Source organism: Actinomadura sp. NPDC048032 (assembly GCF_040653175.1).
GTDB lineage: Bacteria > Actinomycetota > Actinomycetes > Streptosporangiales > Streptosporangiaceae > Spirillospora > Spirillospora verrucosospora.
Genome location: NZ_JBEZJP010000383.1, coordinates 1 through 8,126, shown reverse-complemented (window position 1 = coordinate 8,126; position 8,126 = coordinate 1). Strand labels below are relative to the sequence as shown.

At 75.2% G+C, this 8,126-nt stretch carries 6 protein-coding genes and 2 pseudogenes; 4 read left to right on the top strand and 4 right to left on the bottom strand.

The window, feature by feature from the left end; all coding sequences use genetic code 11:
- On the bottom strand, positions 1-621 hold a 621-nt coding region (locus AB0C69_RS33700; RefSeq protein WP_360358965.1), incomplete at its 3' end, for an XRE family transcriptional regulator.
- 74 nt (positions 622-695) lie between these two features.
- On the opposite strand from AB0C69_RS33700, the gene AB0C69_RS33695 reads away from it, so the two are divergent.
- Complete coding sequence (locus tag AB0C69_RS33695) at positions 696-1,427, top strand: amino acid racemase (protein ID WP_360358963.1); 732 nt, start codon at positions 696-698, stop codon at positions 1,425-1,427.
- A gap of 26 nt (positions 1,428-1,453) precedes the next feature.
- A pseudogene (locus AB0C69_RS33690) lies at positions 1,454-2,014 on the top strand (isocitrate lyase/phosphoenolpyruvate mutase family protein); the annotation flags it as partial.
- 48 nt (positions 2,015-2,062) lie between these two features.
- On the opposite strand, the gene AB0C69_RS33685 reads toward AB0C69_RS33690, so the two are convergent.
- The 3 genes from AB0C69_RS33685 to AB0C69_RS33675 form a co-directional block, all read right to left on the bottom strand.
- Complete coding sequence (locus AB0C69_RS33685; RefSeq protein ID WP_360358961.1) at positions 2,063-3,286, bottom strand: cytochrome P450; 1,224 nt, start codon at positions 3,284-3,286, stop codon at positions 2,063-2,065.
- A gap of 85 nt (positions 3,287-3,371) precedes the next feature.
- Positions 3,372-4,457: a methyltransferase gene (locus tag AB0C69_RS33680; RefSeq protein WP_360358959.1), complete on the bottom strand. Its 1,086-nt coding sequence runs from the start codon at positions 4,455-4,457 to the stop codon at positions 3,372-3,374.
- A 20-nt stretch (positions 4,458-4,477) separates the two neighbouring features.
- Positions 4,478-6,067, bottom strand: a complete 1,590-nt coding sequence (locus AB0C69_RS33675; RefSeq protein WP_345182050.1) for a CoA-transferase — start codon at positions 6,065-6,067, stop codon at positions 4,478-4,480.
- 227 nt (positions 6,068-6,294) lie between these two features.
- Here AB0C69_RS33675 and AB0C69_RS33670 point away from each other — a divergent pair, with 227 nt between their 5' ends.
- Both AB0C69_RS33670 and AB0C69_RS33665 read left to right on the top strand, forming a co-directional pair.
- The gene (locus AB0C69_RS33670) at positions 6,295-7,803 is read left to right on the top strand and encodes a TldD/PmbA family protein (RefSeq protein ID WP_360358957.1); all 1,509 of its coding nucleotides are present in this window, start codon (positions 6,295-6,297) and stop codon (positions 7,801-7,803) included.
- Positions 7,800-8,126 (top strand): annotated as a pseudogene (locus tag AB0C69_RS33665) (hypothetical protein); the annotation flags it as partial. The gene AB0C69_RS33670 and the pseudogene AB0C69_RS33665, both read left to right, overlap by 4 nt.

Below are 8,126 nucleotides of genomic sequence, written 5' to 3'. Positions count from 1 at the left end.
GCCGCGGCGAGCAGCACCGCGCCGGAGCCGGCCATCGCGGCCGTCTGCCACGACAGCCAGGCGAAGTTCTCGCCGACGAAGGTGCTCCATCAGGAAGACCGCGACCGTGCCGGGCGCCAGGGCCTCGAAGACGTGCGGGGCGTCGCCGGGGTAGGCGAGGTAGTCGCCGGGTCCGAGCTCCAGCGGCCCCGACGCGGGCCCGGCCACGGCGCGGCCGGCGCTGAGGACGACGTGCTCGGTGGTGCCCGGCGGATGCGGGTCGGAGACCCTCGGCTCGCCCGGCTCCGCCGTGACGCGGTAGAGGTCGCGGCGCGCGTGCGGCGGGGACGACGCCAGCAGCGTCGCCGTGTAGTCGGCCCGGTCGGAGTGCGCGGCCGGCCCCTCCCCCGCCCGGATCACCCGGACGGCCTGGCGCGGCGGGTCCACCAGGCGGCTGAAGGGCACGCCCAGGGCCGTCGCCAGGGCCCACAGCGTCTCCACGCTCGGGTTCCCGGCGCCCGACTCCAGCTGGGAGAGCGTGGACTTGGCCAGGCCCGCGCGCCTGGCCAGCTCCGTCTGGGACATCCCGGCGCGCTCGCGCTCCCGCCGGATCGACGCCGCGATCACCGCGATCACATCCACTCGCCCGCTCCCGCCCTCCGAAGGTAGTGTTCACTGTACTGGACGATTGTTCGCTACAACGAACGGAACTGAGCATGAGGCACCTCGGCATCCTCGCCCACAGCGCGGAAGGCGCCGCCCTGTGCTTCCGGACCTTCTGCCAGGAGGGCTTCCGCGAGCTGGGCCCCGACGACCACCCGGACGTGACGCTCGACCTCATCGCGCTCGCGCGCAGCATGCCCTCGTGGGACGCCGGCGACCACGCCACGATCAGGGAGATCCTGGCCGAGAGCGCCCGGCGGCTCGCCGCGGCGGGCGCGGACTTCTTCGTCTGCCCCGACAACACCGCGCACCTGGCCCTCGAACACCCCGGCGCCGATCTGGCGCTTCCCGGCCTGCACATCGTCCAGGTCGTCGCCGACCAGGCCGCCCGCGACGGCCGCACGCGCGTCGGCGTGCTCGGCACCCGCTACACCATGGACGGGCCGCTCTACCCGCGCGAGCTGGCGGCGCGCGGCATCGCCGCCGAGGTCCCGGACCCGGCCGACCGGGAGACCGTCGACCGGATCATCTTCGACGAGCTGGTCAACGGGGTCTTCACCGAGGACTCGCGCCGCGAGTACGTCCGGATCATCGAGCGCCTCGCCGCACGCGGGTGCGACGCGGTCGCGCTGGTGTGCACCGAGATCCCGCTCCTGGTCACGCCCGAGGCCTCGCCGCTGCCCACGCTCGACTCCACCCGCCTGCTGGCCCGCGCCGCCTTCGACGTGGCCGCGGATCGGCGTCCCGTCCCGGCCTGGCGCGGCGGACGCTTCGACGCCCGTTGAAACGACCCGCCCCTAGATTGCCGGTCATGGACTTCGGCGAGGAGAAGGCGAGCCGCTTCCGGCGGCTCCACCACGGGGACCGTCCGCTGGTGCTGCCGAACGCCTGGGACTTCGCGAGCGGCGCGGCGCTGGCGGAGGCCGGGTTCCCGGCGATCGGCACGACGAGCCTCGGCGTCGCCGCGGCGGCCGGGAAGACCGACGGGGCCGGCGGCACGCGCGCGGAGACGATCGCGCTCGCCCGGACGCTGGCGCGGCTGCCCGTCCCGGTGACCGTCGACGTCGAGGGCGGGTTCTCCGACCGGCCCGGCGACGTGGCCGCGCTCGCCGCCGAGCTCGCCTCGTACGGGATCGCCGGGATCAATCTGGAGGACGGCCGCGCCGGCGGCGCCCTCGCCTCCGCCCGCGACCAGGCGGCCGTCATCGCGGCCGTCAAGGAGGCCGCGCCGGGGGTGTTCCTCAACGCCCGCGTCGACACGTTCTGGCTGGGCGCGCCGGACCTGGAGGAGACGCTGCGGCGGGCGCGGGCGTACGCGCGGGCGGGAGCGGACGGGATCTTCGTCCCGGGGATCGCCGGCGACGCCGACGTCCAGGCCGTAGCCCCGGTGCCCTGCCACGGGCCGGGCGCGGGGCGCGGTCTAGCCGATCGCGATGGGGAAGTGGTCGATGCCGCGGCCCACCCACGAGTCGCGGCGGACGGGCTCCCCGGCGGGCCGGATGCGGGGGAAGCGGCGCAGCAGCCGCGGAAGCGCGATCCGCGCCTCCAGGCGCGACAGCGGAGCCCCGAGGCAGAAGTGGCCGCCGGCCCCGAAGGTGAGCGGCGCGGTGTAGGGGCGGTCCGGGTCGAAGCGGTCGGGTCGCCGGTAGCGGCGGGGGTCCCGGTTGCCGGCGGCCAGGATCGCGACCACCTTCGTGCCCGCCGGGATGGTCCTCCCCAGAAGCTCCACGTCCGTTTCGGCCCAGCGGCTCGTCGCCTGCACCGGCGGCTCGAACCGCAGCACCTCCTCGGCGTAGGCGGAGGCGAAGCCGGGTTCGGTGCGGAGGCGGTCGGCGAGGCCGGGGTGCTCGAACGACAGCAGGAGCGCGTGCGCCATGAAGAAGTTCGTCGTCTCGAACCCGGCGGTCAGCAGCAGCATCATGTTGCCGACCAGCTCGTCGCGGCCGAGCCCGCCTCCGCCGTCGTGCACCCGCACCAGGGAGCTGACGAGGTCCGCCTCGGGGCAGCGGCGGCGCCGCTCGATCAGGTCGTCGAAGTACACCGCCAGGTCGTCCATGGCGGCGTCGGCCGGGGCGAGCCGGGAGGCGTTCGTGATCCCCTCCAGGGCGGTCGTCACGTCGGCCGCGATGGCCCGGAACCACGCCTGGTCCCGCTCGGGCACCCCGAGCAGCCCGCTGATCACCGCGATCGGGAGCCGTGAGGCGAACTCGGCGATGAAGTCGACCGCCGCGCCGCCCGCGCCCGCCTCCGCCAGCGAGTCCAGGAGCCGGTCGGTGATCTGCTCGATCGCCGTCTCGTAGCCCGTCACCCGCCGGGGCGTGAACTCGCCCCGCAGCAGCCGCCGCAGGCGGGTGTGCGCCGGCGGATTGCTGTAGAGCATGGAGTCGGTGTAGGCGCGCAGCGAGGAGTGCGCCCGCCACTCCGGGTAGAAGAGGTCGAAGCTGTCCCCGTCCTGGACGCGCAGCCGCGGATCCCGGAGCACCCGGTCGCACTCGTCGTACCCGACGGCGGCCATCACCCCCGGTTTGACGTCGACCAGGTCGCCGTGCGCCCGTATCTCCTCGTACAGCGGATACGGATCCCTGAGTCCCTCGCCCACCAGCGCCGCGAGCGCCTCGCGCGGCTGCATCGTCCCCGTGGCCATCGCCTCGTCCCTTCGCGAGATTCCTCGTGGTCGCCGCTGCGCGGGGTTCCTCGGCCCGCCGCGGCCCGCCGCGTTCCGGCGGCGGTCACCCGCCGGGGTGGAGCTCGACGATCGACACCGCCCCGGCGGGGTGGACGGAGGCGACGCCGAGCCCGGCCTCGGCGGCGAGCGCCGACAGCTCCGGCAGCGACCGCACCTTCCCTCCGCAGTAGGCGAGCATCCGCAGGTCCAGCCCGGTCGGCCCGGCGCCGTCCGGACCGACGTTCTCCACCACGAACACCGAGCCGTCCGCGCCCGCGGCCTCCGCGCAGCGGGCCAGGATGGCGCGCGCCGGGTCGTCGCCCCAGTTGTGGACGATCAGCGAGAGGACGTAGCCCCCGGCCCCCGGCGGGAGCCGGCCGAACATGTCGCCCGTCTCGACCTCGGCGCGGTCGGCGACGCCCGCCGCGGCCAGCGCCTTGCGCGCCGCGTCGGTGGCCGGGGGCCGTTCGACGAGCACGCCCCGGAGCCCGGGATGCGCGGTGAGCAGCGCGGCCAGAAGCGTGCCGTCCCCGCCGCCGACGTCCACCACGCGGCCGAGGGACGCCCAGTCGTACGCCGACGCGATCCGCCGCGCGCGGTCCGCTCCGCCCGGCCGGAGCATGGCGCGGAAGGCGGCTTCGCGGCGGGGCTCGGCGGCCAGGTCGTCCCAGAAGGAGAGGCCGAAGCGCCGCGGGTAGGCGGGCTCGCCCGTGCGGACGCTGTGCAGCAGCTCGACGTAGCAGAGCTCGGCCCGGCCGCCCTCCTCGACGTCGAGGCAGGCGCGCAGGCCGCCCGGGTGGTCGCCGCGTAGCGGCTCGCCCAGCGCGGTCAGCCCGTACCGGTCGGAGTCGTCCCTTGTCAGCACCCCGCGCACCGCGAGGTAGCGCATCAGGCGGGCGAGCCCGCCGGCGTCGGCGCCGGTGGCCGCCGCCAGTTCGGGCACGGTCCGCAGCCCGGCCGCGATGTGGTCGGCGATGCGCAGCGTCGCCGCCACCCGCACCGCCATCGGGGTCGCGAGCTGGGCCATCGCCCACAGCGCGGGGACGGCCTCGTCCGCCGCCGCCGACACGAGTCCCGCGTCGTGGCGCGGCGGCGCCGGGTCCCCGGAGCGGCGGCCGTGCGGCTCGTCGGGCTTGACCATCGCGTTCATCGATCTCCCCGGTTGCGCGGCTAGGGACGGAAGAGCTCGGAGGCCATGGCGGTGACGCCGGCGGCGGGACGCACCGGGAAGCCGATCTGCCCCAGGACGTCCCGCCGGACGTCGACGCCGGGCGCCACCTCCGTCAGGACGAGTCCTTCGGAGGTCATCTCGAACACGGCGCGCTCGGTGACGACGACGGCCCGCTGGCCGCGTTCCAGACCGGCGCGGACCGCGTAGGTGACGTGGTCGACCTCGGGCACGAGCTTCTGGATCTCGCCCTCCCGCAGGATGTCCAGCCTGCCGCCGTCGCAGGACACTTCGAGGCCCTTGGTGGTGAGGGTTCCCCCGAGGACGATCCGCCGCGCGTTGTGCGCGATGTCGACGAACCCGCCGCCGCCCGGGCTCGTGCCCGCGAACCGGCTGACGTTGACGTTCCCCGCGGCGTCGAGCTGGGCGAAGGAGAGCGCGGCGAGCGCGCAGCCGCCGCCGTCGATGAAGTCGAACTGGTAGGTGCCGTCGACCAGCGCCTCGGGCGAGTAGTTGGCCGAGAACTGCCAGCCGCCCATGACGACGCCGCCGAAGGAGCCGTGCTCGGTGGTGAAGGTGTAGTCGTCCAGCCGGCCGTCCTGGAAGGCGCCGTCCTCCGCCATGGCCAGGATCGCGCTCGACGCCGCGCCGAACCCGAGGATCGTGGTCTCACCCGGGCGGATCTCCCGCGCGACACGGCGCGCGATGACCTTCCCCGGCCCGGACCGCAGGCGCGGCAAGCGCCCGACCGGGTTCGCCACCGGCCGCAGGTAGCCGGGGTCGTTGCGCACCTCCGTCCCGATCAGCTCGCCCGGCGCGACCACCACGCGGTCGACGAGCACTCCGGGGACCTGCACCTCCCGCGCGGGCCGGGACCCGCGCGGCACGATCCGCGACACCTGCGCGATCACGGTGCCGCCGCTCGCCTTGACGGCGAGGGCGAGGGCGAGGGCGGCGGAGGTGAGCGGCAGGTCCTCGAAGGACAGGTTGCCCTGGACGTCGGAGCTGCTGGCCCGGATGACCCCCACGTCCAGCGGCCAGGTGGGGTAGAGCAGGAGCTCCTCGCCGCGGAGCTCGACCACCTCCACCAGGTCGTCCTTGGCCCGCCCGGTGAGGCGGCCGCCGCCGTGGCGCGGGTCGGCGAAGGTGCCGAGGCCGATGCGGGTGAGGTAGCCCGGGCTCCGCCGCGCGACCTCCCGCAGCCAGTGCATGGCGGCGCCGATCGGCCAGCTGTAGGCCTCGACGAGATCGTCGCGGATCAGGCCCGTGAGCGCCGGGCGGGTGCCGGTGCGCGGATGCCGCGGATTGATGTAGGAGCCGGCGACGATGCGGCGCATCAGGCCCTCGCGGGCCACGCCGTCCATGCCGCCGATGTCCATGGCGTCGCCGGTGGCGCAGGGGAAGAAGAAGGTCAGGTCGCGGGGGGAGCCGAGCCGCTCGAAGCGCTCGCCGATGGCGCGCAGGACCGCGTCGGGGGTGATCCAGCCGATGACGCCGGTGCTCGCGACGGCCTGCCCGTCCTCGACGAGGGCCGCCGCGGTCGCCGCGTCGCAGACCTTGCCCCCCACGGCAGCAGCCGCGGCATCGTCCATCGCGTCCCCTCGGCGTCGCACCGGTCCCGGTCGTCCCGCGGGGGACCTGGTCCCCTCCGCGCGGACGCCGTCGATCACCGATGCTATCAAAAACTATAGTTATCGCCCAGATCGGCGGATTGAGTTCCCGGACTTCCCGCTGGATTCGAGGTCCGCGATCGCCTTTTCCGAGGAGAGGCAATATGTTTTTCTAGTAGGACGTGTTCGGGCGTGGAAAGTGAGGCAGCGTGCGACGTGGGATGGACGCCTCGTTCTCCGCCCTGCCGCTGCGCTCCCTGGCCGACGCGGCGCTCGGCCGCGCGGCCGAGCTCGGGGCCGCGCACGCGTCCTTCCGCCTCGACCGCGTCCGGACGGCGCGGCTGCTGCTGCGCGACGGCGTCCTCGGCGGCGGGCAGGACACGACGGACACGGGGCTGGCCGTGCGCCTGTGGCACCGCGGCGTGCCCGGCTTCGCCGCCGCCCCCGAGCTGACGGCGAGCGCCGCCGCCGGAGCCGCCGAGCAGGCGGTGGCCGTGGCCCGCGCGTGCGCGGCGATCGGAGGCGGCTCGGGCGAGCCGGTCGGCGAGCCGGTCCACCGCGACACGACGTGGATCTCGTCGTACCGGGTCGATCCGTTCGAGGTGCCCGAGCAGGAGCGCATCGCGCTCATGGCCGACCGGAGCCGGCGGCTGCTGGCCGCGCCCGAGGTCGAGCACGTGCTGGCCTTCCTCACCCTCGTCCGGGAGAACAAGTTCTACGCCGATCTCGCGGGCACGGTGACCGCCCAGCAGCGCATCCGGGTCCACCCGCTGTTCTTCGTCCAGGGCGCGGACCCGCGCGGCGGCGGGACGGCGACGCTGCGCACCCTCGGGCCCCCGGTCGCCCGGGGCTGGGAGTACCTGGGCGGCGAGGGCTGGGACTGGGAGCGCGAGCTGGCCGAGCTGCCCGCGCACCTCGCCGCCAAGCTCCGCGCCCGCCCGGTGCGGCCGGGCCGCTACGACCTCGTCATCGACCCGTCCAACCTCTGGCTGACCGTTCACGAGTCGGTCGGCCACACCACGGAGATGGACCGCGCGCTGGGGCACGAGGCGTCCTCGACCGGCACGACGTTCCTCGCCCCGGACGGGCTCGGCTCGCACCGCTACGGCTCGCCGCTGATGAACGTCACCGCGGACCGCACGGCCGAACACGGCCTCGCGACGGTCGGCTTCGACGACGAAGGGGTCGCGGCGCAGTCCTGGAGCCTCGTCCGGGACGGGGTGCTCACCGGCTTCCAGCACGACCGGCGCACCGCGGGCCTGGCGGGCCTCGGGCGTTCCAACGGCTGCTCGTTCGCCGAGTCGGCGATGCACGTGCCGCTGCCGCGGATGCCCAACGTCGGGCTCCGCCCCGCGCCCGGCGGCCCGTCCACCGGCGACCTCATCGCGGGCGTCGAGGACGGGATCTACCTCGTCGGGTCCGACAGCTGGTCCATCGACATGCGGCGCCAGAACTTCCAGATGACCGCCCAGCGGTGCCACCGGATCCGCAACGGCAGGCTGGACGGCCAGCTGAGCGGGGTCGCCTACCAGGCCTCCACGACGCGGTTCTGGTCGGCGCTGGCCGCGCTCGGCGGCGAGGACACCTACCGGCTCTTCGGCGCCGACCTGTGCGGCAAGGGCCAGCCGATGCAGGTGGCCGCGGCCAGCCACGGCTGCCCCGCGGCCGTGTTCGAGGGGATCGAGGTCATCGACACCGGCGCGGAGGGGCTGGCGTGAGGCTAGCGGAACTGGCCGTCGAGGCCGGGAAGGACGCCGACGCCTACGTGGCGATCGTCGACGAGGCCGCCACGGCGCACGCGCGGTGGGCGGGCAACGCGCTGACGTCGAGCGGCCTCACCGCCGACACGCGGCTGACCGTGATCGCCGTGACCTCGGACGGGCGCGGCACCGCGGCCGGCGTCGTCTCGCACCGCGGCGCGGTGGACGAGGACGCGGTGCGGGTCCCCTCGACGAGCTGCGGGCGGCCCTGGAACGGCTCACCCGCTCCCTCCCGGAACCCGAGCGGGACGCCGACGTCCGCCTCTGGATCGACCGGGTCT